This window comes from Flavobacterium piscis (genome assembly GCF_001686925.1).
GTDB lineage: Bacteria > Bacteroidota > Bacteroidia > Flavobacteriales > Flavobacteriaceae > Flavobacterium > Flavobacterium piscis.
In genome coordinates this window covers 82,875-107,133 of sequence record NZ_LVEN01000002.1, presented here as the reverse complement: position 1 = coordinate 107,133, position 24,259 = coordinate 82,875, and the positions used below count along the sequence as shown (strand labels likewise).

At 33.2% G+C, this 24,259-nt stretch carries 23 protein-coding genes; 4 read left to right on the top strand and 19 right to left on the bottom strand.

Translation table 11 applies throughout. The features are described from left to right. Nucleotides 1-2 precede the first annotated feature (2 nt). Nucleotides 3-2,315, bottom strand: coding sequence for a TonB-dependent receptor (locus tag FLP_RS01705; protein ID WP_065447781.1), 2,313 nt, complete (start codon nt 2,313-2,315; stop codon nt 3-5). Between the two features lie 23 nt (nt 2,316-2,338). Next, entirely contained in the window at nt 2,339-2,764 is a 426-nt protein-coding gene (locus FLP_RS01700; protein WP_165606636.1) for a carboxypeptidase-like regulatory domain-containing protein, read from the bottom strand. Between the two features lie 151 nt (nt 2,765-2,915). Here FLP_RS01700 and FLP_RS01695 point away from each other — a divergent pair, with 151 nt between their 5' ends. Both FLP_RS01695 and FLP_RS01690 read left to right on the top strand, forming a co-directional pair. Next, nucleotides 2,916-3,410 carry an RNA polymerase sigma factor gene (locus FLP_RS01695; RefSeq protein ID WP_065447779.1) on the top strand — a complete coding sequence of 165 codons (495 nt, stop codon included), beginning with the start codon at nt 2,916-2,918 and terminating at the stop codon, nt 3,408-3,410. 8 nt (nt 3,411-3,418) lie between these two features. Further along, nucleotides 3,419-4,051, top strand: coding sequence for a hypothetical protein (locus FLP_RS01690; protein ID WP_065447778.1), 633 nt, complete (start codon nt 3,419-3,421; stop codon nt 4,049-4,051). Nucleotides 4,052-4,140: 89 nt separating this feature from the next. Here FLP_RS01690 and FLP_RS01685 read toward each other — a convergent pair whose 3' ends face one another. Further along, nucleotides 4,141-4,971 (bottom strand): lysophospholipid acyltransferase family protein, encoded by an 831-nt coding sequence (locus FLP_RS01685; RefSeq protein WP_065447777.1) that lies wholly within the window; start codon nt 4,969-4,971, stop codon nt 4,141-4,143. A gap of 120 nt (nt 4,972-5,091) precedes the next feature. Next, nucleotides 5,092-5,748: an NUDIX hydrolase gene (locus tag FLP_RS01680; protein WP_065447776.1), complete on the bottom strand. Its 657-nt coding sequence runs from the start codon at nt 5,746-5,748 to the stop codon at nt 5,092-5,094. 91 nt (nt 5,749-5,839) lie between these two features. On the opposite strand from FLP_RS01680, the gene FLP_RS01675 reads away from it, so the two are divergent. Further along, nucleotides 5,840-6,277: a DUF4268 domain-containing protein gene (locus tag FLP_RS01675; protein ID WP_065447775.1), complete on the top strand. Its 438-nt coding sequence runs from the start codon at nt 5,840-5,842 to the stop codon at nt 6,275-6,277. Nucleotides 6,278-6,379: 102 nt separating this feature from the next. On the opposite strand, the gene FLP_RS01670 is transcribed toward FLP_RS01675, so the two are convergent. From FLP_RS01670 to mnmA, 5 genes are all read right to left on the bottom strand, one after another. Then, nucleotides 6,380-6,562 carry a hypothetical protein gene (locus tag FLP_RS01670; protein ID WP_065447774.1) on the bottom strand — a complete coding sequence of 61 codons (183 nt, stop codon included), beginning with the start codon at nt 6,560-6,562 and terminating at the stop codon, nt 6,380-6,382. 166 nt (nt 6,563-6,728) lie between these two features. Beyond that, on the bottom strand, nt 6,729-7,139 hold the full coding sequence (locus tag FLP_RS01665) for a hypothetical protein (protein WP_065447773.1): 411 nt from the start codon (nt 7,137-7,139) through the stop codon (nt 6,729-6,731). Between the two features lie 17 nt (nt 7,140-7,156). Next, nucleotides 7,157-8,101: an NAD(P)H-dependent flavin oxidoreductase gene (locus FLP_RS01660; protein WP_065447772.1), complete on the bottom strand. Its 945-nt coding sequence runs from the start codon at nt 8,099-8,101 to the stop codon at nt 7,157-7,159. A gap of 12 nt (nt 8,102-8,113) precedes the next feature. Further along, nucleotides 8,114-9,715 (bottom strand): S8 family serine peptidase, encoded by a 1,602-nt coding sequence (locus FLP_RS01655; RefSeq protein WP_065447771.1) that lies wholly within the window; start codon nt 9,713-9,715, stop codon nt 8,114-8,116. A 45-nt stretch (nt 9,716-9,760) separates the two neighbouring features. After that, nucleotides 9,761-10,948 (bottom strand): tRNA 2-thiouridine(34) synthase MnmA, encoded by a 1,188-nt coding sequence (mnmA, locus tag FLP_RS01650; protein WP_065447770.1) that lies wholly within the window; start codon nt 10,946-10,948, stop codon nt 9,761-9,763. Between the two features lie 143 nt (nt 10,949-11,091). Between mnmA and FLP_RS01645 the strand changes: the two genes are divergently transcribed. Continuing rightward, the gene (locus tag FLP_RS01645) at nt 11,092-12,969 is read left to right on the top strand and encodes a PEP/pyruvate-binding domain-containing protein (protein ID WP_065447967.1); all 1,878 of its coding nucleotides are present in this window, start codon (nt 11,092-11,094) and stop codon (nt 12,967-12,969) included. 331 nt (nt 12,970-13,300) lie between these two features. On the opposite strand, the gene FLP_RS01640 is transcribed toward FLP_RS01645, so the two are convergent. The 10 genes from FLP_RS01640 to FLP_RS01600 form a co-directional block, all read right to left on the bottom strand. Further along, nucleotides 13,301-13,858: a DUF4956 domain-containing protein gene (locus tag FLP_RS01640; protein ID WP_065447769.1), complete on the bottom strand. Its 558-nt coding sequence runs from the start codon at nt 13,856-13,858 to the stop codon at nt 13,301-13,303. A gap of 219 nt (nt 13,859-14,077) precedes the next feature. Next, nucleotides 14,078-14,794, bottom strand: a complete 717-nt coding sequence (locus tag FLP_RS01635) for a toxin-antitoxin system YwqK family antitoxin (RefSeq protein ID WP_065447768.1) — start codon at nt 14,792-14,794, stop codon at nt 14,078-14,080. A gap of 99 nt (nt 14,795-14,893) precedes the next feature. Beyond that, nucleotides 14,894-16,795, bottom strand: a complete 1,902-nt coding sequence (yidC, locus tag FLP_RS01630; protein WP_065447767.1) for a membrane protein insertase YidC — start codon at nt 16,793-16,795, stop codon at nt 14,894-14,896. Nucleotides 16,796-16,876: 81 nt separating this feature from the next. Next, nucleotides 16,877-18,490: a CTP synthase gene (locus FLP_RS01625; RefSeq protein ID WP_065447766.1), complete on the bottom strand. Its 1,614-nt coding sequence runs from the start codon at nt 18,488-18,490 to the stop codon at nt 16,877-16,879. 188 nt (nt 18,491-18,678) lie between these two features. Next, nucleotides 18,679-18,933: a DUF2752 domain-containing protein gene (locus FLP_RS25905; RefSeq protein ID WP_165606635.1), complete on the bottom strand. Its 255-nt coding sequence runs from the start codon at nt 18,931-18,933 to the stop codon at nt 18,679-18,681. 150 nt (nt 18,934-19,083) lie between these two features. Next, nucleotides 19,084-19,494, bottom strand: a complete 411-nt coding sequence (locus FLP_RS01620) for a DUF4190 domain-containing protein (protein ID WP_065447765.1) — start codon at nt 19,492-19,494, stop codon at nt 19,084-19,086. A 130-nt stretch (nt 19,495-19,624) separates the two neighbouring features. Further along, the gene (locus FLP_RS01615; protein ID WP_065447764.1) at nt 19,625-19,921 is read right to left on the bottom strand and encodes a hypothetical protein; all 297 of its coding nucleotides are present in this window, start codon (nt 19,919-19,921) and stop codon (nt 19,625-19,627) included. A gap of 427 nt (nt 19,922-20,348) precedes the next feature. After that, on the bottom strand, nt 20,349-20,585 hold the full coding sequence (locus FLP_RS01610) for a DUF3820 family protein (protein ID WP_039117105.1): 237 nt from the start codon (nt 20,583-20,585) through the stop codon (nt 20,349-20,351). 262 nt (nt 20,586-20,847) lie between these two features. After that, on the bottom strand, nt 20,848-22,776 hold the full coding sequence (nagB, locus tag FLP_RS01605; RefSeq protein WP_065447763.1) for a glucosamine-6-phosphate deaminase: 1,929 nt from the start codon (nt 22,774-22,776) through the stop codon (nt 20,848-20,850). Between the two features lie 27 nt (nt 22,777-22,803). Beyond that, nucleotides 22,804-24,183 carry a sugar MFS transporter gene (locus FLP_RS01600; protein ID WP_065447762.1) on the bottom strand — a complete coding sequence of 460 codons (1,380 nt, stop codon included), beginning with the start codon at nt 24,181-24,183 and terminating at the stop codon, nt 22,804-22,806. Nucleotides 24,184-24,259 lie beyond the last annotated feature (76 nt).

Here is a 24,259-nt window from a genome sequence, read left to right as displayed (position 1 = left end):
TCTTAAAATTTTATGGTTAAGGAAGAACCAAAGCTTTTCATCATTGGCGAATTGAAATAATCTAATCCTGCGGTATCTGTAGAATTAAACATTGAATTATTACCAAAAGCCGACTTGCTTTTTGTCACGACAAAGGCATTATTCATAAAAATACCAATGGTAAATTTTAGCTTATCTCTAAAAATTCCGTTCGGACTTGAATACGCTAAGTTGATTGAATTCAATCTAAAATAACTGGCATCTTCAATCGCATCTTCTGTAACGCCCGCAACTCCATAACGCACCCAACGATTTTGCTCTACCGGAAGATTACTGTCGTAAAATGAAACGGGTTTCGTATTGGCAGAGCCTGATGGTGTAACGCCATTAAAAACATAATTGGTTACATTTCTTTGCTCTTCGGTCAGGGCCGATTTTCCATAATAATTTAAAGTTTGCTGGGTTCCGTTCCAGAGTTGTCCACCCTGACTCCAGTCGAAAGAAAGACTTAAACTAAAATCTTGATATTTAAAAGTATTATAAAAACCAACCACAAAATCAGGATTTGGATCTCCTAAAATTTTCTGTTGAGGATCTACCATCGGAAAACCGTCATTATCAATAATTACATTTTGATTTTGATCTCTTAAATAACCATTTCCAACAATAACGCCCAGCGGCTGGCCCACAATATAATTTTTGTTCACATCGGCAAAACCTGCAAACGGAAGTCGGGTTTGATTATTATTAAGGCTCGTTACCTCATTTTTATAATAAGTAAAATTCAAATTAAAGCTATAATCAAAATGTCGGTTACCGTATCTCATTTTTTCGATTTCAAATTCAAATCCGTTTTGTTTGTAATTTACATCCGGAGACCAAACAACAGCATTTGCATTAAAAAGAGGTGTGTATAAATTTTGGACTTTTTTAAAATAATAATTCAAATTGATATTCCACATGTAATTAAATCGATACATCACTAGCAGATTTGTAATGCCCTCTTTTGTAGCAATTGCATTATTGGGAGTAAGAAGTTCCAAATTATTTTTAAGCTGATTAAATTGACTAGTCTGATATTGTAAAGAATTAAAATTTAGATTATTATTTTGTAATGAAGGCTCTGTCTGGGTCAAACCATAACTGATCGTAAAGAAAATAGGTGTATCAAATATTTTTCTCACTTCTGCGGAAGCGAAATAATTAAACAGAAAATCATTTTTTACGGTTGATGAATAATTTAAATTGGTGTTGGCTTTAAGAACAACTTCATCATAACGACCCGGAAAATGTTGAAAAACATAAGAACCATTTAAACTGTAAAACATTTCAAATCTTTTCTGTAGTACATCAAGACTGGTTTGCGAGGCACTATTATCCGGAAAATCTGCCGGCAAAGCAAATCCTGAAAAATAGGTACGTTCCAGATCTCTTTGCTGGAATCTAAAATCGATTTTGGATTCAATAAACCTCTGATACCCAAAATTGTGTTTGTAAAGATCAGAAACCGAAAGAGTTTTAAAACCTTCAAATCTCTTGTCGAAATTAGGAGCATTGATTCCTGCAAAATAAAAACCCTGACCATTTGTATTGCGAATTTCTGATGATTGAAAATTGGCATTCACAGTATTATAATCATTACCACCCGAATAAATATGATTTAAATTGAATGAGAGGGTTTTGCTTTTATTTTTATCTAAATTATGCTGCATCAAATAATACGGGTTATTTTCATTGGCAGAATAGCTTCTCTGTAAACCATTTGACAGAGTTGAAGCCAATTGATTATCAAAATGAACTGGCGTTATCGCATTGGCAAAAATGATTTTATTGACACCAAAATTAGCATTCGACAGATTGTTTTCATAATCGTTATAAGATAAAAGGGCATCAATTTTTCCGTTTCTCGAAACGTTTCTAAAATATTTTAATGAAGTTGTAATTTCGTTATTTCGACTTGATGGAATGACAATATTTCCTGTTTTATAACCAAAATTGATTTTTAGCGAATTTCCTTTTGGAGTTTCAATTTGAGTATTAAAAGACAATTTATTGTCCTGAGTGTTTTGAAAAAAGTCATTCGGGTTGTAAGTCTGCACCGAATTTCCGTTGCCGGAACTTTTATTGACAATATTTCCCTGCGGATAATATTCAGAAGGATTGTCGGAATAGGATAAAGAAGTAACATTTGGGCCCCAGCTAAAAATTTCATTCGTCTCCGGAGACTGATAAGTTAAAGCTCCATTTTGGCTTCTGCCCTGAGCGTAGTTTGTTTGATATTTTGGCAAACGAATTGGTGTCGAAAAAACAAAATCATGATTGACTTCAAATGCCAATTTATAATATGCAGCTTTACTTTTTAAATGGTATAAACCAGTATTATCCCGGGCTTTTTCATTAAATCATAATTTTCAATATTATACTGCAAATCAAAATCATAATTTCCGGTTGATTTGCTGGGTACGACATCATCGTGTTTCTCTAATTTATTGATATAATCCTCACTTATGATAGGTTGTACTCTATTGTCATTATCCAGCAAAGTAGTGTTGGTAATTTTTATTATTTTGGTTTTCATTCCTATAAAAGAGATACGCAATTGATCTCCTGTTCTAACTTCGATAGCATAATTTCCATCCCAGTCTGTCGCTGTACATCTTGACGTATTTACTACGCAAACAGAAACTCCTGGAATTGGCTCTCCGTTCTCGCTTACATTGCCTCTATAAATAGTTTGCGAAAAACCAACAGTTGATATAAAAAGTAAGAGTAAAAAATTTTTCATATTTGGCATTTTTATATATAGAGTATCATTTTTTGTAAAAGGTTGGAATTGGCTCAAAAAAAATATTAAGATTAATACTAATTTTTTATTTATAATATTTTTTTTAATTTTAAAACTGTAACAAAAACGGTTGCAATACTACTAATAAAATATGAGCGAAAATCTAGAACAGTCATTTGTTGCGCAATTGCAGGCAAATCAGAATATAATCCACAAGATTTGTAGATTATATACTGCCGGCGAAGATGCTCACAAAGACTTGTTTCAGGAAATCACCATTCAGTTATGGAAAGCTTATCCAAAATTTAGGGGCGATAGTAAATTTTCGACCTGGACGTATCGCGTTGCCTTAAATACCGCCATTACCTTATATAGGAAAACCAAACGAACCATATCAACCGTAGAGTATGAAAGTCATCAGCATTTTATAAAAGATGTTGATTACAATTATGAAGAAGAAGAGCAGATTAAACTGATGTACAAAGCTGTATATCAGCTTAATGACATCGAGAAAGCATTAGTTTTTATGTATTTAGAAGACAAAGATTATCAGGAAATAGCCGAAACTCTCGGAATCAGCGAAGTGAATGCACGTGTGAAAATGAACAGAATTAAAGGGAAACTTAAAAAAATACTAAATCCTTAAAAATTATTATGAAAGAACTGGATTTATTAAAAAAAGACTGGAAAAAGAACTCGGATTCTTTTCTACAAATTTCTGAAAAAGAGATCTACAAAATGATTCATAAACAATCTTCTTCTACCGTGAAGTGGATTTTGGTTATCAGCATTTTGGAGTTTTCATTTTGGACCTTCTCTAATTTATTTATTAATACTGATGATTTGTTACGAAAAATGAATCATCCCGAAATTGTATTAGCCCTTGACATTTTAACGTATTTCAATTATGTAGTTGTACTTTTTTTTGTGATTAATTTTTATAAAAATTACAAAACAATTTCAACAACTGTCGCTACAAAAACACTAATGAGTGCTATTCTAAGAACCCGAAAGACAGTTCAGTATTACGTATGGTACAACTTAGGAATGCTTGTTGTCATATGTATCTTCAGTTATTTCATCACCTTTGTTTACAATCCTGATATGGAATTTTTAAGAGAAAAATTAGCCGCAGACGGAAAAGCAATGTTCTTTACTGTGGGAATTTTAATTTTGATAATCTTAGGCTTATTGGGTATATTCTGGTGTATTTACAGATTAATTTACGGAACATTATTGCGCAAATTATATGCTAACTATAAAGAGTTGAAGAAAATTGATTTTTAATAAAAGGGATAAAGGTTTTATAAGTTGCTAAGATTCTGACACTAAGGTTCTAAGTTTTTTTTTTAAAACTTGAAACTTGAAACTTTTTTTTAATGTTCACTTTCTGAAGCTTTATAACTCCACCTTCTCATTTCGTTAAGTTCTTCTTCTACCTTGATTTCCTCGGCTGGAATTACTTTTAAAAATGACGGATGCTGCTCTATAGCGTATTCTACTTTTTCTACGATTTCTTCGATAGTATCGTTTTCATAATCAATATCAAGAGGTTCTTTGATAATAAAAGATTGCAGAATTCCTTTTTTCTTCATTCGTAATCCTTTTTTATCAAATGAACGACGGAAACCATCGATAACAATAGGAATTACAATAGGTTTATGTTGTTTGATGATATGCGCTGTTCCTTTACGAACGGGTTTAAAAGACTTTGTAGTTCCTTGCGGAAACGTAATTACCCAGCCATCTTCGAGCGCAATTCTAATATTTTCAGTATCGTTTGGGTTAACTTCACGTTTTTCAGTTACGTCAACACCTTTTGCTCGCCAGGTTCTTTCGACCGTAATAGCGCCCACATAAGCTAAAATTCTTGGTAATAAACCTGCTTGCATCGTTTCTTTTGCTGCCACATAGTAAATATTCATCTTGGGCTGCCACAGATAACCAATGTTCTTAATAGTATCCTGACGTCCGCTTAAACTTGCGTTAAACACATGAAACATCGCGACAACATCGGCAAAATAAGTTTGGTGATTGGATATAAACAAAACATTTGTATCCGGAAGTGTTTTAATGATTTCAGATCCTTCAATCTGTAAATCATTAAACCCCCTATATCTTCTATGAGTCATGGTGCCCAAAATACGGATTAACCATTTCTTGATGAATAATATATGTCCGAAAGGATTTCGTTTAAACAATCGCATAGCTGTTTATTGTATTTTTTATGTTAGAACGCAAACATACAAAAATTATTCTTTTAGCAATACTATAACGCAATTTCGGAAATAAATTGTTATTATAATGAATATCAAATTGTTAATTTTCTATTTTTCCAATTTTTCTTCAAAAGCAATTTTCAGAACATCTCTCAATTCACTTAAAATCATAGCAGTTGCTCCCCAAACAATATGATTTTGGATATCAAATGCCGGAACTAAAATATTATTAGCATAAGAAGTTGACAATGTGGCTTCGACAATAATTTCATCGTTTAAAAAAACAGATAACGGCAATTCTATAATGGCTGCCACTTCTCTACTATCAGGAAAAAACATAAGTTCTTCTCTGGCAATTCCTAAAAACGGATGCACTAAAAAATTACTCGGCGGAATATACATTGGGGTAAAATGCTTTACTATTTCAATTTTTTCAGGAGGAACACCTACTTCTTCATGAGTTTCTCTAAGCGCTGTTTCCTCATAATCTGCATCGGTTGTTTCGTATTTCCCACCCGGGAAAGCAATTTGCGAAGAATGAACTCCATTATAAGCATTTCGAACAATTAGCACTAAATGGGTTTCGTTATTTTTTGGATAAAACAACAGCATTACAGCAGCAATTCTTGGATTTTCTATTTTTAAATCCAAATTTTTCAAAGCTTCTATGCGCTCTTTTGGAGCCATTTTTATATGTGAGGCAACTGCCGGTAGTTCGATCGGAATTAAATTAGGAACATATTGCAAAAAATCTTGAAAATCCATATTCAAAGTTTATTTTTGTATTTTCAAATAAAATATAAATATAGTTTAGAAAAGGCGTTTCTACAAGCTTTCTAAAATCAAAGCCATAAAAATGTACAGCAGAGAAGAATCACAAAGAATAAAAAGAGAATTTTGGGTGGCTTTCGCCGAAAAATATCCGCGCAAATGGGTGCTTTATGATACTAAGATTAAAGATTTCTCTTTTAAGTTTTTTGTAGACAATAAAAAAGCACAGGTTTTAATTGATATCGAACAAAGAAGTGACGAAAAACGAAATGCTTATTTTGAAAAGTTAGAGGCTTTAAAAAATATTCTGGAAGAGGAATTTATTAAAGATCTCGTTTTCGAAAAAAATTATACTTTAGAAAGCGGAAAAACCATCAGCAGAATCTGGACTGAAATACAAGGCGTAGGTTTCAGCAATCGCAATAATTGGGATACTATTTTTGATTTCTTTTTCGAAAAAATGAATGCGCTGGAGATGTTTTACCTGGAGTATGATGACTTTATCAAGGATATTGATTCTTAAAAGTTTCTAAGATGCTGAGATGCTAAGTCGCTAAGTTTTATATTAACCCGATAGGTTTGAAATCTATCGGGTTTATTGTTTTTAAATAGTTAAGACTATTATTTACCAACCCATTTTTTGAAATAATAAAGTGAGAATAAAAATCGTTCCTATTAAGTAATAATTATTCCAGCCTTCTTTTTTTTTCTGATCTGCAGAAGCCTTTTTATTGTATTTATACCAGAAATAACCATTCACTATTAAAATCAAAACATAAATTCCAATTAATAAATTACTCCAAATCATAATATTCGTTTTTTTAATGTTTCTTTTTTTCTACAATACTTTATTTATGTTTTTAAAGATTATTCCATTGAATCTTTATGTAAGTAAAGTATTTAGCATCAAATTTATAGCATTGTAGAAATTTGTCATACCCTAAAAACGGGTAATATCAATTTATTTTTAAAACCTAAACACTAAAAATATTATAGACAATAATATGATCGTCGTAGTTAATATACAATTGCTTTCTATAATCTTGTTTCTTTCTGGTTATAATAGAAAGTTTACAATCACGGCCATCATTATCTTTACACATAAAAGAGTAAACAATATCAGTATCATTTTCCTCACGTTCGATATAGTCAAGTATCTTAAAAAGCTGTATTTCCTGAGAATACACTACAACTCTATGCTTATTGGTATCCAGAACAACTGATAGATTGACCAAATCAAGATTGGACCATTCACCCCATTTTCCTCTCTCATTCTTTTCTAAAACACTAAATCCTGAAGTTTTAAATTGATAAGACTGACTGTAAGCCTGTTGCAAACAAAGTCCTAAAAATAGTAGTAATATATAGGTGCGGATAGAATTCATATATGTAATGCAGATAATTAAAACTCAAATTTAGCCTTTTCCTGACGAGCAATTTCGAATTCGGTGATCATTTGTTGAATAATTTTTTCTACAGGTAATATTTCATGAATTAATCCTGCAATTTGTCCAATTTCGAGTTCACCTTCTTCAAGATCGCCTTCAAACATTCCTTTTTTGGCTCGTGCTCTTCCTAAAAGCTGCACTAAATCTTCTTTAGATGGACATTTTTCATACAATTCCTGAACATCATTGTAAAACTTATTCTTAATCAAACGCACGGGAGCTAATTCTTTCAATGTCAATTGTGTATCACCTTCCTTAACTTTAACTATCGTTTCTTTGAAATTATTGTGCGAAGACGATTCTATCGATGCCGCAAAACGACTTCCCACCTGAACACCATCCGCACCCAAAATCATTGTAGCAAGCATTCCGCGTCCTGTTGCGATTCCGCCTGCAGCAATAATGGGTATATTAATTTTTTCTTTGACCATTGGAATCAAAGTCAGTGTTGTCGTTTCATCACGTCCGTTGTGTCCGCCTGCTTCAAAACCTTCTGCAACAATTGCATCGACTCCGGCTTCTTGTGCTTTTAATGCAAAAACACTACTACTTACTACATGTACAACTGTAATTCCTTTTTCTTTTAAAAAAGCAGTCCAGGTTTTAGGATTTCCTGCCGAAGTAAAAACGATTTTCACGCCTTCTTCGATCACGATATGCATTATTTCTTCGATATTAGGATACAACATCGGAATATTAACGCCAAAGGGTTTATCAGTTGCTTTTTTGCATTTCTGAATATGTTCCCTTAAAACTTCCGGATACATTGATCCGGCACCAATTAAACCTAAACCTCCCGCATTACTAACTGCCGAAACTAATTTATAACCGCTATTCCAGATCATTCCGCCCTGAATAATAGGATATTTTATATTAAAAAGTTGTGTAATTTTATTCATTCAAAAATATAATTATTGTTTGATAATTTTCCCTGTTTTATGCAAACCATCCGCATCAAAAGTATAAAAATAGAGTCCGCTTTTTAATGATTCTACAGAAAGAATTGAATTTTGACTGGTTATTTCTTTTTCAATTACTTTCTGCCCTAAAACTGAATAAATTGATACCGAACCTGTATTGTTTTCAAACAAAAATGAAACTGTAGTTTTTGCCGGATTAGGAAATACAGAAAAAGAAGATAACGAATATTGAAAATTTTCTACGCCCAAAGTCAACCCAAAATTGGGAATTCCGTAACCATAATTATTATTTGGAGCAGCATATCGGTCTGAAGACTGAAGGATCATTTGCCTGATTTCCTTATTGGTTTTCGACGGAAAAGCCTGCCACAAACAAGCAATCATTCCTGCCATAATTGGGCAAGAAAACGAAGTGCCGTTTACCGTTGTGATATTGCCTCCAGTATCAGAGATTACAGCGGCAGTTCCCTGCGCCATAACATCAGGTTTAATTCTTAAATCATAAGTTGGCCCGATAGAACTAAAAGGCGACTTTGTTTTTGAAGCCGTGACAGCACCAACCGTAATCACAGAAACAGCATCTGCCGGTGCACCAATGTGAGGTTCTGTTGTATTTCCTTCATTTCCTGCTGAAGCCACTACTACAATTCCTTTACTAAAAGCAATTTCGGCACCACGCGAAATAAAATTTGTCGTACCATTCATATCGCTATAAGTATGACTATAATTGACATTATCAAAACCAAAATACCCCAAAGAAGTCGTAATAATATCAGCTCCCAAACGATCTGCTTCTTCTGCCGCTTCGACCCAATAGGACTCTTCTACAGGATTTTCTGTAGGATCGTATTCTGTAATAAATAAGTAATAACTAGCATCCGGAGCAGTACCTACTAAAGAATTTTCTTTGTAACCGCCCATTGTTGAAAGTACCATTGTCCCATGGTCATCGCCAGTATAGAAATTATTGTTTCTATTCACAAAATCATAACCGCCCAAAATTTGATGATTATCAATAAGCTTTTTAAAAGGCTGGGCAGTATTTACTCCCGGAAAACCAGCATCCAGAACGGCTATTATTTTTCCTGAACCAGTATAATTTTGTTGATGCAGAACCTGACCATTAAGCATTTGAATCTGATTTGCTGAAGATCCATAACTATAATCAATTGTAGTTTTGAGTTTTTCTTTAAATTGAAAAACCTGATTTTCTGAAACTTTTTTAGAAGTTGTATTCAGGTTTTTATTTGCGAAAACGACTTTATCTACAAATGATAATGCTTTTAATGATAAGATATTATTTTGAGTTCCGCGAATATGGAGCGCATTCAACCATTTCGATTGTGCCATTACAGTTATTCCTGAACTTAATTTGACCTGATTGATATAGGTTACTTCTAAAGGAATGTCGGTAAGATTTAAAGCAATATTCTGAGCGGTTCTTCTATCTAATGCGCGCTGTGTAAGCATGGTTAACGGATTATCTAAATACGTTTGTGCATTTGGTTTATCCTTAAAATAAACCCAAGCATCTTCTTGCGAAAAGATCACAGAAGAAACCATCAATAAAAGAAACATAAAATAGTACTTCATAGTTTACTTTTTTAAAAGGCAAAACCTTTGTAAAAAAGTATAAAGCTAAGAAATTACTCCCGAACCAACTAATTCATTATCTAAATACCAAGCCGCAAACTGACCTTCAGTAATTGCTGATTGTGGCTCTTCAAACTCAACATACATTCCGTCTTCAAATTGGTGTAAGGTTGCTTTTTGCAAAGGCTGGCGGTAACGAATTCTCGCCATTACTTCCATAGTTTCACCAACTCGCAAAGCCAAATCAGTACGAATCCAGTGCACTTCAGATTTTTCTATAAACAAAGCTTTTTTAAACAATCCAGGATGTTGACTTGTTAAACCTGTATAAATGGTATTGGTTTCAACGTCTGTAGCGATGATAAATAACGGATCTGTTGTTCCGCCTACATTCAAACCTTTACGTTGTCCCACTGTAAAATAATGCGCACCTTGATGCTTACCAACTACTTTACCCATTGTTGGCAGATAATCACGTTTTTTAGCTTCTAATTTTAATGCTGACTCTAATGATAATCCAGCAGGTTCTTCGATAGCGTAAATTGGATCGTTTTTATCGATCTGAACAATTTTACCTTCTTTTGGCTGCAATTTTTGTTGCAGGAATTCCGGTAAACGAACTTTTCCAATAAAACATAATCCTTGTGAATCTTTCTTTTCGGCTGTTACTAAATCCATTTCAGCAGCGATTTCGCGTACTTCAGGTTTTGTTAAAGCTCCAATTGGGAATAAAGATTTTGCCAACTGATCCTGTGATAACTGACATAAAAAATACGATTGATCTTTGTTATTGTCAGCGCCGGCAATCAATTGATAAACTGGCTTGCCATCAACTTCAATTTCATTTTTTTGACAATAATGCCCTGTTGCTACATAATCTGCACCAAGACTTAAAGCAATTTTCATGAATACATCAAATTTGATTTCGCGGTTACAAAGTACGTCAGGATTTGGAGTTCTCCCTTTTTCGTATTCGTTGAACATATAGTCAACGATTTTTTCTTTGTATTCTTCGCTTAAATCGACAGTTTGAAACGGTATTCCGAGTTTTTCAGCTACTAATAAAGCATCATTACTATCTTCTAACCAAGGACATTCATTAGAAATAGTAACCGAATCATCGTGCCAGTTTTTCATAAAAAGGCCAATAACTTCGTATCCTTGTTGCTGCAATAAATAAGCAGCGACACTCGAATCTACTCCACCGGAAAGTCCAACAACTACACGTTTCATTCTAAATCGTTTATATTTTTACAAGGGTGCAAAGATAAGTCCTATTTTTGATAATTGGGGTAGTTTTCATTAGTTTATATAATGGCGTGGTAGATAAAATTGATTGCTTTTTTTAATTACTTTTAATGATCAATAAAAATGTCATGCACAAATACATTTGTAGTTTTATTTTTCTGCTTATCATAACTTCTTTAAATGCACAAAGATACAGCGCCACTTTGTCTAATTACGAAGCCTACAAGGCATTTAGAGGTAAACCGTTATCAGACAAATTTTCGAATATCGAATCGGTAAAAATTGTTTACGATTTAAAAAAACAAAAAATGTATTACTTCGATAGTACCCTAATTCCGCTACATTATGATTTTGTTACCAACTACTTAGGCTACAGTCAGGATCTTGAAATTTTTAACAATGAAAATTATAGTGACACCGATAAAAACAGAAATTATTTGCTAGGAAATCTAAATCACATCAAAGGAACCGATAAATGGATTTTCGAGTTAGCAGCTTCAGATCATATGCCCATTGTCTTGATTGAGCGCTTTTACAATTTAATTGTACAATCGACTTTTATAGGTTCTAATTTGAAATTCTATTTGAATAATCCAGAAAAAATGGAATGGTTTCAACAGAATAAATTTAAAATCCCTTGTGTAAAATCAGATTTTATTTTTAATGAAATAAAGTATCAGGAAGTGGTTTCCGGAAGCAATGTCGGAATACTGAAACAATATAAACTAAAGGATCTCGAAACTACAAAACCAAATTCTGACGAAATTATAATTGTAGACGGAACGCCGGATATTTTACCTAATGTAAGAGGAATAATTGTTAATGAACTTCAGACACCATTAAGCCATCTGGTACTTTTGGGCAAAAACCGAAAAATTCCGATCATGGCTTATACAAATGCTCTTAAAGATAATAACCTTAAAAGTTTACTGGGTAAAAAAGTGGAACTAAAAATTGAAATCGATACTTTTTACGTTAAAGAAACCAATAAAAAAATAATCCAAAAAGCCAATACAAAAAAGAAAAAACTCATTATTGACACCACTGTAACTTCGATAGTAGATCTCAGTAAAATACCTAAAAACGGAATTAATTATATTGGTTCAAAAGCGCAAAACTTAGCGTATTTAATTGCAATTTCTAAAGATATTCAATTCAAAACGCCGGAAAATGCACACGCAATCCCGTTTTATTTTTATGTAAAACACGTTCAAAGCAAATCTATTTCACCTTTGATTAATGAACTTTTAGCAAACACACATAAAGATTCTGCCGTTTGGGTAAAGCAACAATTAAAAAAGATCAGGGATGCCATTAAAAAAGAGCCTGTTAATCCTCAATTAATTACAAAGCTAAATGAGACTTTTAAAAATGCTTCTTTCAAAAATTTCAGATTCCGTTCGTCAACCAATGCCGAAGATTTAGATGATTTTAATGGCGCAGGTTTATACGACTCAAAAACCGGAATTGTAGGCGATAGCGTGAAAACCTTCGAAAAAGCGATTAAACAAGTCTGGGCCAGTGTATGGAATGAAGGCTCTTATGGAGAAAGAGAACTTTTTGATATTGACCAAAGAAATATTGCTATGGGAGTTTTAGTACATCGCTCTTTTCCGGATGAACTCGCAAATGGCGTAATAATTACCAAAAATATGTTCCGTAAAAACTTCCCGGGCATTACGGTGAACATTCAAAAAGGAGAAAACTCAGTTGTAAAACCAGAAAAAGGAGAAGTCTGCGAACAATTTGTGGCGTATCATTTTAATATGGGAACTGATGATGACGATTTTGATATTGATTATACTTCGAATTCTAATTTAAACAATAATGAGCCTTTACTGAGCCGTAAAGAAATGAGCCGCCTTTTTCTTGTAAGTCAAAAAATTGAAGCTAAAATGTATCGTTACTGGAGAAAAAACAGATATCATCCGGTTGATATCGAATTTAAAATCGTGGGCGAAAACAGGGATTTATACATCAAACAAGTCAGACCTTTTAATGAATAAATAATAACCGGAATTCAATCCCTAAATAGTTCATATAAGAAACCTGAATATCTTTCATTGCAGCTATAAAGACTAAAAAGATCTAGAAGCTCTGCAGGAAAACGAATAATAAGAATCAAAACTGGAGATGTGCCGTTAGGCACTAAATATTGGTATAAAACAGAATGAATTCAGCGTGCCGTAGGTACACAATAGAATCATTTTGTTGCGTACCTACGGCACGCAAACATATTACGAACTAATTTCTACCAATATCTAGTGCCTAAAGGCACAAATTGTATACTTTTCAACCCCTCGCATGGTATTAGCGAAAAAAACAATTCAAATCAGATTAATAATAAACTAAAAGATCAATTTCATTCGAAACGGTATTGATCAGAACAATTTTAAAATCAAAATCTTCTATGTTTATTTTTTGCTGAATCGATTTTCTAATGTTTTGATTGTTTAATGAAAAGTCGCCTTCTAACGGAATCTTCACATCTACTACATTCAAATATTTAGAGATTTTTTTACTGACCAAAATTGAAGCGGCAATATAAAATCCAATAATAATCAACTGAAAAAACAATAACACTTCGATCTTTTCGTACGGATACATGATATCTAAAATCGAAAGCGTAATGGTGGCAAACAGAAAAATGATGGCGTTTACAGTAAAAGACTGGGTTCGAAATCTTAATATCGAGAAGATCGCAAATAACCCGAATCCTATCCCCACTCCTATTTCGATTTTGGTAAACAAATAACAAAGCGAAAAAGTACAAAGACCAACAATAACCATCAACGGATTTATAGTTTCGTTATCTTTTCTGTTAGAGAAAAAATACAAAATCAGAATTGAGAAAAACAATAATAAAAACCGTCCTACAAGTTCGTTTAAATCCATTGAATCAAAGTATTAGTAATTCAAATTTAAAAAATAGTTTGCCACGAATTGCACGAGTTTTTCTTTTTGGAATTCTGAACCGCATTTTTTTTAAAAAAAATTGGCCACGAATTGCACAAATTTTCACTAATTGCTTTGCTTAATTTGAGTATCAAAATAATTCGTGAAAATTTGTGCAATTTGTGGCTAAAAAAAAGTCCGCCTTGCGGACTTATAAAATTATTGCGTTTTAGGTTTCGAATCTACCTGATAACTACTTTTCGGATCGCTCATATTGACTTCTTTGGTTAATTTACCTTTTAAGTAAAACTGCCACATGTTTGCTTTTTTTCCGTTTACGAATTTTCCTTTTGAAGCGACAACCCCATCTGCGTCGTAAAAAACAGCATCACCATTGTATTCATTATTTTTATAGGTACTTTGCTCCAAAAGAGTTCCGTTTTGACCGTATTTTTTATAGATTCCTTCTTTAGATCCGTTTACGTAATTTATTTCTTCTGCAATTTTTGAGTTGGGATAATAGACACTTCTTAAACCTTCTAACTTGCCGTTCTTATATTTTTCAAGTGTCATCAATACTTTCGAAGCTTTGTGATAATATTTCCATTCGCCTTCACGAGCCTTTCCTACTTCTTTTCCTTCACTTACTATGTTTTTATTCTGGTCATAAAAAATAGTATACGAACTTCCGTCATTTGCTGTAAAATCACGAGTTGCAATAACATCTCCTTTTTTAGTATCATCAAAAAATTTAAAAATGCCTGTTTCTTTTCCGTGATTAAAAGTTCCTTCATAACGAGGACGTTTAGAAACTTCGTATGTTCCTTTCCAAACACCGTCTTTTTTTCCGTTCGCGTCTGTTTTATTAAAGTCCTGCGCTGATACTAAAACAGCATTTAAGAAAAGTAATGCAATTATTATTTTTTTATAAATCATTGTATTTTATTTTAAACTTTAACGAAATTCACTTTAATAAAGTATGTTTCAAAAATAAAAAAATCCCGACGAATCGAGATTTTTTTTATAAATAACTTATTATTTTTTATTCTGTTTTTTTGCAGCTTCCTGTTGCTCCATCACTTCCTGAAGACGTTGCTGAAATTTACTTTGCTTTTTAGGCTCTTTTAATTTGTTCTCCTGAATCTGAGCGTGAATTTTATCTGTATCAACAATATAGTTTTTAATGACAAACATAATTCCGATTGTAATTAAGTTCGAAATAAAGTTATACAAACTCAAACCAGCACCGTAACTATTGAAGAAAATTAACATCATCAATGGTGAAACATAAATCATGATTTTCATCATTTTAGCCATATCCGGCATACCTTCTTGCTGAGGCGCTGCCATTTGCTGATCTCCAGAAGTCATTTTCATATAGAAGAAAATCGCAATTGCTGCCAAAATTGGAAACAAACTGATATGATCTCCGTATAAAGGAATGTGGAATGGTAGTTTTACAACAGCATCAAATGATGATAAATCGTCTGCCCAAAGGAAACTTTTTTGTCTTAACTCAAAAGCCGACGGGAAGAACTGGAATGATGCATACATAAACGGAAGCTGAATCAATGCCGGGATACATCCAGCCATTGGGTTTACCCCAGCTTTGTTGTACAACTTCATTGTTTCCTGTTGTTTCTTCATTGGGTCTTTTTTGAATTTTTCTCCCAATTCTGTAATCTCCGGACGTAAAACTTTCATTTTAGCCTGAGACAGGAAAGACTTATAAGTAATTGGCGACATCGCAATTTTGATGATAATCGTAAAGATGATAATCGCAATTCCGTAAGGAATAAATGAAGCTAAAAATCCGAACAAAGGAATAAAGATCCATTTGTTGATCCATCCGAAAATTCCCCATCCTAATGGAATGATTTTTTCGAAATTTTTATCGTATGATTTTAAAACTTTGTAATCAGCTGGTCCAAAATACCAACTCATTTTATAATCCACTTCTCCGTTAGTAAACGCTAAAGGAACGTTTGCTTTGAATTGTTTTGTAAAAATCGTATCAATTTTTTCATCCTTTACTAAGTTCTCAGAAACCAAATGCGCTTTCTCAAAAGAAGTATTTGTTTGTAGAATTGTAGTAAAAAAGTGTTGTTTAAATGCCACGTAATCTACTTTTTCAGGAGTTTCTTCTTTTAGAGAACCCTGACCTACATAACTTTCTTTTCCATCCTGATAGCTGTAATAAATTTCAGCATAACGGTTTTCATAAGAGATACTTTTTTCGTTTCTAAAAGTTCTTAAATTCCACTGTAAATCTAATGGCTTAGAAGAATTTAAAACTTTATTCAATCCTTGAGAACGAATATCAAAACCTACTAAATATTCATTAGATTTTAATACATATTTATATTCTAAAAATTCGTTAGCACCCGCTTTCAAACGCATAGTCAATATTTGATCTGTACCGCTTTTAGTCAGTGTTGGCTCAAAATATAAATCTTTAGAGTTTAAAGTTCTGTTATCAGTTGTTTGTAACTGGATATTTAAATTAGAATTATTGTCTTTGATTAATTCTACTAATTGTCCTGAATTTTTCTCAAACCTTTTGAATTCTTTCAAGGTTGCTTCAACGATGTAACCACCTTTGTTCGCAATTTTTAGTTTTATCTTATCGTTTTCGATAGTTGTAAAACCTTCTTTTGCAGAAGGAAGTGTAGCTGAATAAGCAAAACCACCTAACGTTTTTTGCAATTGTGCTAACTGAACTGTATCTCCGGGAGTCGTAGCAACAACCGGTACAACAGCAGTTTTAGTTTTATCGGCTTTAGCTTGTGCTTCTTGTTTGGCAACTAATTCTTTCTTGGCTTTTTCAGCAGCAATTTCCTTATCAGAAGGTTGGTTTTGGTACATAATCCAAACCAAAATTCCAAATATCAATACAAAACCAATGATTGAATTAAGATCAAATTTTTTTTCTTCCATTATAATTTAAAAAAGGTTATTCGTTACAGCGTATTAGTAATGAGTTGACCTCAAAAGTTACACTCTTTAGAATATTAATTATTATTTTTTATGCGCATTTACCGCAGCAGCCACAAAATTTACAAAAATTGGATGTGGGTTTGCAACAGTACTTTTGTATTCAGGATGGTATTGTACGCCAATGAAAAACGGATGATTTTCAAGTTCTACAATTTCTACCAAACCTGTATCCGGATTCACTCCTGAAGCAATTAATCCTGCTTTTTGCAATTCATCCTTATATTTATTATTATATTCATAACGGTGACGGTGACGTTCTGAAATAGTCTTTTGTCCGTATATTTTATGTGCTAAAGTATTTGGTTTAATATCACATTTCCAGGCTCCAAGACGCATTGTTCCGCCTTTGTCTGTAATTGTTTTTTGCTCTTCCATTAAATTCACCACCGGATGTTTGGTTTTTTCATTCATCTCAGTAGAATTGGCATCAGCATAACCTAAAATATTTCTTGAATATTCGATAACTGACATTTGCATTCCCAAACAAATTCCGAAAAACGGAATATTATTTTCACGTGCAAAACGAACTGCTTCGATTTTTCCTTCAATACCTCTTTCTCCAAAACCAGGTGCTACTAAAACTCCGTCAAGTGGTCCTAATTTCTCTTCAACATTATCACTGTTAATGTGTTCTGAATGTATAGAAATTACGTTTACTTTGGTTTCATTTGAAGCTCCAGCATGAATAAACGCCTCTAAAATAGATTTGTAACAATCCTGCATTTCTACATATTTTCCAATCAAACCGATATTAACAGTATGTTTTGGATTTTTTAATCTGCGTAAAAAAGTATTCCAGTTTTTTAAATCCGGAGCGGCTTTTTTAGGTAAATCTAATTTCTTTAAAGCCACAACATCTAATCCTTCTTCAAGCATTAAATTTGGAACTTCATATATTGTTGAAGCGTCAATAGACTGAATTACAGCTTCTCTTTTTACGTTGCAAAACAACGCTAATTTATTACGTAATTCATCAGAAAGTTCATGCTCTGTTCTGCAAACCAGGATATCCGCTTTGATTCCGCTTTCCATCAATGTTTTTACAGAGTGTTGCGTAGGTTTTGTTTTCAACTCACCTGCAGCAGCTAAATAAGGAACTAAAGTTAAATGAATAACGATTCCGTTATTTTCTCCTAATTCCCAAACCAACTGACGAACAGACTCTATATAAGGTAATGATTCAATATCACCTACAGTTCCGCCAATTTCAGTAATTACAATATCATAATCGCCGGATTTACCCAACAATTGCATTCTGTCTTTGATTTCGTTTGTAATATGAGGCACAACCTGAACCGTTTTTCCTAAAAATTCTCCTCTTCTTTCTTTTTCAATAACCGAAAGATATACTCTTCCTGTAGTAACGTTATTTGCCTGAGAAGTAGGAACATTCAGGAAACGCTCGTAGTGACCTAAATCTAAATCTGTTTCTGCACCATCATCTGTTACATAACATTCTCCATGTTCGTATGGATTCAAAGTACCCGGATCCACATTAATATATGGATCGAATTTTTGAATAGTTGTACGATATCCTCTTCCTTGTAACAATTTTGCTAAAGATGCCGCGATAATCCCTTTTCCTAATGAAGAAGTCACACCGCCTGTAACAAAAATATATTTTGTTTGATTCATTCTGTTGTTGTTTGTATGTAGTTGTGTAAAAAACTTGGCAAAAGTACAAATTTAATTAGATAATTTGCCAATTAGAGAATGAGATAATTTGCAAAATTTTAATTAGAACGATTAGATGATTTCGTAATCGATAATTTTAACTTTTAATTGGATGTTTTTTTGAATATTACCCTGTTAATTTTAAGTTTTCAGATTACGACAAGATTATAAAATGAAAAAACAAATAATACAGCACTCAATAAAATATCACAAATTATTATTCTTTTAAAAGTAGAAATGCGTACTATCTTATTGATAAATAAGCGTATAAATAATTGAATTAGAAAAAACAAAAAAATCTTTATACTGTACGGATTATAAACAATTGCCTCACTAAAGTTTAATCTTAAAATTTGAGCAAAAGCCCTTGTTAAACCACGGCTTTTACAATAGGCTAAAGGCATTCCTTCGCAAGTCGAGCGGAAACCAAAGTTTAAAAATGGCATTATAAAGCAATAAAAAAAGATAAACATGATGATTACAATAAAAATCGTGTTTATCTTTTTATAAGAATCAATTTCGTAAGAAGATTTTATTTCCACAAAAGAGATTTATTATTTTGTTTCTTCTACTTTTATAGTATCAGTTGCTATTTCTACATCATTTAGTGAATCTTGTATTTTTACAGACTCTATAGTTGCAGAATCTATGGCATTAGTAATTTCATCTTTATGAGACATTACAGCAGATCCTATAGAACCTACTACAACTAGCACCCATATAACAACAAAAACTGTTGCTGCACAGCCTAAAATCAAACCTGCTAATGGCATTGTAGTTGAAGCTTGTTCTCTTTTTGCCTGAGACAGACCAATTGCTCCAAAAACTATGGCAAGTACTCCAAAAATTACGGCAATAAAACCAAAGCAAGGAATAAATGCTGCAATAAGACCTACGATTCCCAGCACTAAGGCCGCAATACCCATGCCCTGACCTGCATTTGACGGTTGTTTATAATCTTCCATATAGTGTTTTATGTTAATTGTTACAAAAATAGAAAAACACTTATGTGAACAACGAACAATACTTCAAAGTTATTAACAAATAAATTAAAAAGGGATTTCTTATTATTTTTAACAATCATAGCCTTTTTTACTAATCCCAAAATGACAAGGCTCCAGTAATAAGACCATAAACTAATACGAGAATTATTGAGAACAACAGTGCAACGATTCCCAAAATAAAACTTATTTTAGCTAGCAAAGTTGGACAATTTGCATTTGTTGCCCTAAATAAACCAACTGCTGCAAAAATTACGGTTAGAAGTGAAGTAACTAGCGCCACCACATTTATACAAGGAATGAAAGCTACTATAATAGAAATTATTCCTAAAACTAAAGCTGCAATACTAAAATTTTCACCTGAGTTTGAGGTTTTAAAACTGTTTTCCATTTAGTTCTTCATGTTAATTTTTACAAAAATTGAAAAACACTCAGGGGAGCAATAGAGAATACTTGAAAGTTACTAACAAAAAAATCAAAAGGGATTTCCTGTTTAAAAGATCGGAACATTAGGTATAAAAACTGACTATAAAACTGGCTATGAAGAATTTTTTGGCATAAAAAAATATTATAATTTTAAAACATCGACTTGTACACATTTACAAATTCAGTCTTGAATTCTGTGGTGTCAATTTGTTTTTAAAAATTATACTATTTTTTATGTATTCAAATATTATAATTTCAAAATATTGACTTGTACACATTCGCAAATTCAGTCTTGAATTCTGTGGTATCAATTAGTTTTTAAAAATTGTAATATTTTTACATATCAAACTTAAATAAAAAAATCGAAATAGCAAAAGATTTTTCTTACTATTTTATTTTAAAGGCTTGGGATACTGTTTTTTAATATTCCGAATCAGTTCCTCAAGACCATTCAATTTTAACTCGTAGACAAGCGCCAGTTGTTGCCCCAACTCACCGTTAGGAAAGCCTTTATTATGATACCAAACGACATAATACTCCGGTAAATCGATTAAAAATCGTCCTTCGTATTTCCCGAAAGGCATTTTGGTATGGGCTAATTTTATGAGAAGTTTTTTGTCTGGTTCCATATTTTTAAGAAGAAAGAAGCAAGAAAATAGAATATAGATTTATTCTTTTCTTGCTTCTTGTTGTGATGCAAAGCTATTCTAATTTTTTATTTTTTTTGCCACAGATTAAAGGATTTTAATGATTTTCTCCATGACCCGAGCGATGATAAAAAAATCGCCACGAATTCACTAATTAGTTTTAAATATAATTCGTGAATTCGTGGCGAATATTTTAAAAAGGCTTAAAAGGCTTAGAATCTTAGAACCTCAGCAACTCAGAATCTTAATAGTGCCATCTCACGAAAGCTTCCATCGCTGCGTACGTTGCCAAACCTAATTCCTGGTACAAAGCAGCAGTTTCTGCATTTCTGTCTTCGGCTCTTTGCCAGAATTCGCGGGCATCAGTTCCCTGAAAAACAACACCATCTTTTTGCGATTGGTGTTTAAAGATTCCGTGACGTTTTGCCAAAACCTGATCCGGGCTCATTGGTACAGCCATTTCAACTTCGTCAATTCCCCATTCCTGCCAAGCTCCACGGTACAACCATAACCAGCAATCATCCATGAACGATTTTGGTTTAAGTGCTTTTACCGCTTCAAAAATAGCATCCAGACAAACTTTATGCGTTCCGTGTGGATCTGCTAAATCTCCCGCAGCATATATTTGGTGTGGTTTAATTTTTTCGATTAAATCCATTGTCAACTGAATATCCTCTTGTCCGATTGGTTTTTTCTCGATTGTTCCGGTTTCATAGAAAGGCAATTCCATAAAATGAATCTGATCATCTGTTAAACCAACAAAATGACTTGTTGCTCTCGCCTCACCTTTTCTGATTAATCCTTTGATGTAACGAACTTCCGGAATATCTATTTCACTGTTCTTTTTATTCTCAAGGAAAGTTTGGGCTTTTTTGTAAATGTCATCTGCTTCAGGACTTTTTATCCCGAATTTTTCATTGTAATCAATTACGAATCTTGCAAAACGCAACGCTTCATCATCCGCTACAGCGATATTTCCCGAAGTTTGATACGCAACGTGCACTTCATGTCCCTGATCTTGCAAACGCATAAAAGTTCCTCCCATACTAATGATATCATCATCAGGATGCGGACTAAAAATCAAGACACGTTTTTTGGCCGGTTCTGCTCTTTCAGGACGGTTAGAATCGTCTGCATTTGGTTTTCCGCCTGGCCAGCCTGTAATTGTATTTTGTAATTTATTAAAAATCTTAATATTGATGTCGTATGCAGGACCAGAATCAGCCAATAAATCGCTCATTCCGTGTTCGATATAATCAGCATCGGTTAGCATCAAAATTGGTTTTTTAAGCTGAAGTGCCAATCCTAAAACTGCTTTACGAGTCAGTTTATCTGTCCATTCTACTTTTTCTACCAACCAAGGTTTATTGATTCTGGTAAGTTTTGAAGAAGCTTCTTTATCTAAAATAAAAACGGCATTGTTGTGCTCCTGCAAAAATGAAGCGGGTACTCTATTCGTAACTTCATCTTCTACAGATCTTTTTACCACATTTGCTTTTCCTTCCCCCCAGGCCAATAAGATCACTCTTTTAGCTTCCATGATTTTTTTAACTCCAAGAGTAATAGCAGTTCTTGGTGTATGGCTCAAACCAAAGAAATCTTTACTTGCAGCTACTCTTGTAATATGATCTAAAGCGACCAAACGGGTTTTAGAGTTTTGTAACGAACCTGATTCATTAAAACCTATATGTCCGTTACCACCAATTCCCAGAATCTGAAGATCAATTCCGCCAAGAGCTTCAATTTTAGCTTCGTATTCGTGGCAATAATCTGCGATTTGTTCTTTTGTTAAAAGTCCGTCCGGAACATGAGCGTTTTCAGGTAAAATATCAACGTGATCAAACAGTAATTCTTTCATAAAACGAACGTAACTGTTGATTGAGTTTGGTTCCATCGGATAATATTCATCCAAGTTAAAACTGATTACGTTTTTAAAACTCAAACCTTCCTCTTTATGCAAGCGAACCAATTCAGCGTACAATCCTTTAGGAGAAGATCCTGTTGCAAGTCCTAAAATGCAAGGCTTATTTTCTTTTTGTTTGGATTGAATTAAAGCTGCAATTTCCTGCGCTACCGCTTTTGATGCTTCGCCTGAATTTTCGAAAACAATTGTATTGATGTTTTCAAATCGTTTCTCGAATCCTGTCGCTTTGTCTGTTTTACTTTTTAACATGATATAGTTTTTTTTTAATTCCTCTCGTTACATTTTCCAACTTCGATATTTATGTCCTTTTATAGCGTAAAAAAGGATCATTAAATAAGATGGCAACAACATTAAATAAGCAATCTGATTTCCGCTTTTCGAAATTTCAACGGTTCCGTTTGCGATATTTGATGCGTTTATATTTTCTGTGATCAATCCGTATAACAAAGGAAAAATTGCTCCTCCTATAATACCCATGATCAAAATTGCACTTCCAATTTTAGTATAGCCTCCTAAATCTTCCAGCGCCATTGGCCAGATTGCAGGCCAGCACAACGCATTTGCCAGACCCAGTAATGCTACTAAAAGTATCACCACCGGTAAATTTGGAATCCCGGGCAACTGAAACATTATTTTTGGCGAAATAAAAACGATTGCCAAAACTAAAATTACGCCTAAAACTCCGGATGCCTTTAGCGCCGTAACTTGCGAAAGATATTTAGGTATTAATGTGATTCCTAAAATATACCCCACAACCATTGCCGACATTGTGAAAGAAGTTAACTTTAAATAAAAATTTCCTTCTTTTCCGTACACTCCTAATTCTTTTCCGAAACCTCCTATAGAATCTCCGGCTAAAACTTCGGCAGACAAATAGAGCATTAACGTGATTACTCCTAAAACCAATTGAGGGCGTTTGAACGCATTTCTCATTTGTTTAAAAATACTCAAATGTGTCACATTTCCTTCTTCATCCAAATCAATTTCAGGAAGCGGCGATAACTTCACTAAAAGTGCCAAAACCATTATAATCAATCCCATATAAAGGTAAGGTCTTTGTAATTGCAATGCAAGAGAATTTAGAGCATTTGATTTTGAAACCGAATCCAACAATGCTATTTTATCTGCTGTAAACTCCTGCATATTAGACAAAACCAAAGCTGTTAATATCAGCGGAGCTACGAATCCTGCCATTTTATTTGCAATTCCCAAAACACTAATTCTCGCGGCTGCACTTTCTCTTGGACCAATAACGACCACGTACGGATTTGATGCTGTCTGCAAAATAGCCAAACCGGTTCCCATTACAAATAATGCAATTAAAAACAATACAAAAGTTCGGCTTTCGGCAGCGGGATAAAACATAAATGCGCCCGCAGCAATAATCAATAATCCTAACGAAATACCATTTTTATACCCTACTTTTTCGATTACCCATGATGACGGAATTGCCATTACAAAATAAGCGATGTAAAAAGCAAAAGTTACAAAATAGGCCTGAGAAGAGGTTAACTCACAAGCCAATTGAAAAAATGGTATTAACGGACCGTTGAGCCAGGTAACAAAACCGAGAATAAAAAATAAAGCGGTTAAAATGACCATTGGAATAATAGTACTCCGTTTTTCTATTTGTAATACACTTTCAATGTTTGACATATTTTTTTGGTTGATTATTAATAGATTAGTTCTTATTTCTACCTAAAATACCATCAACACTTTTGCAAATATATCG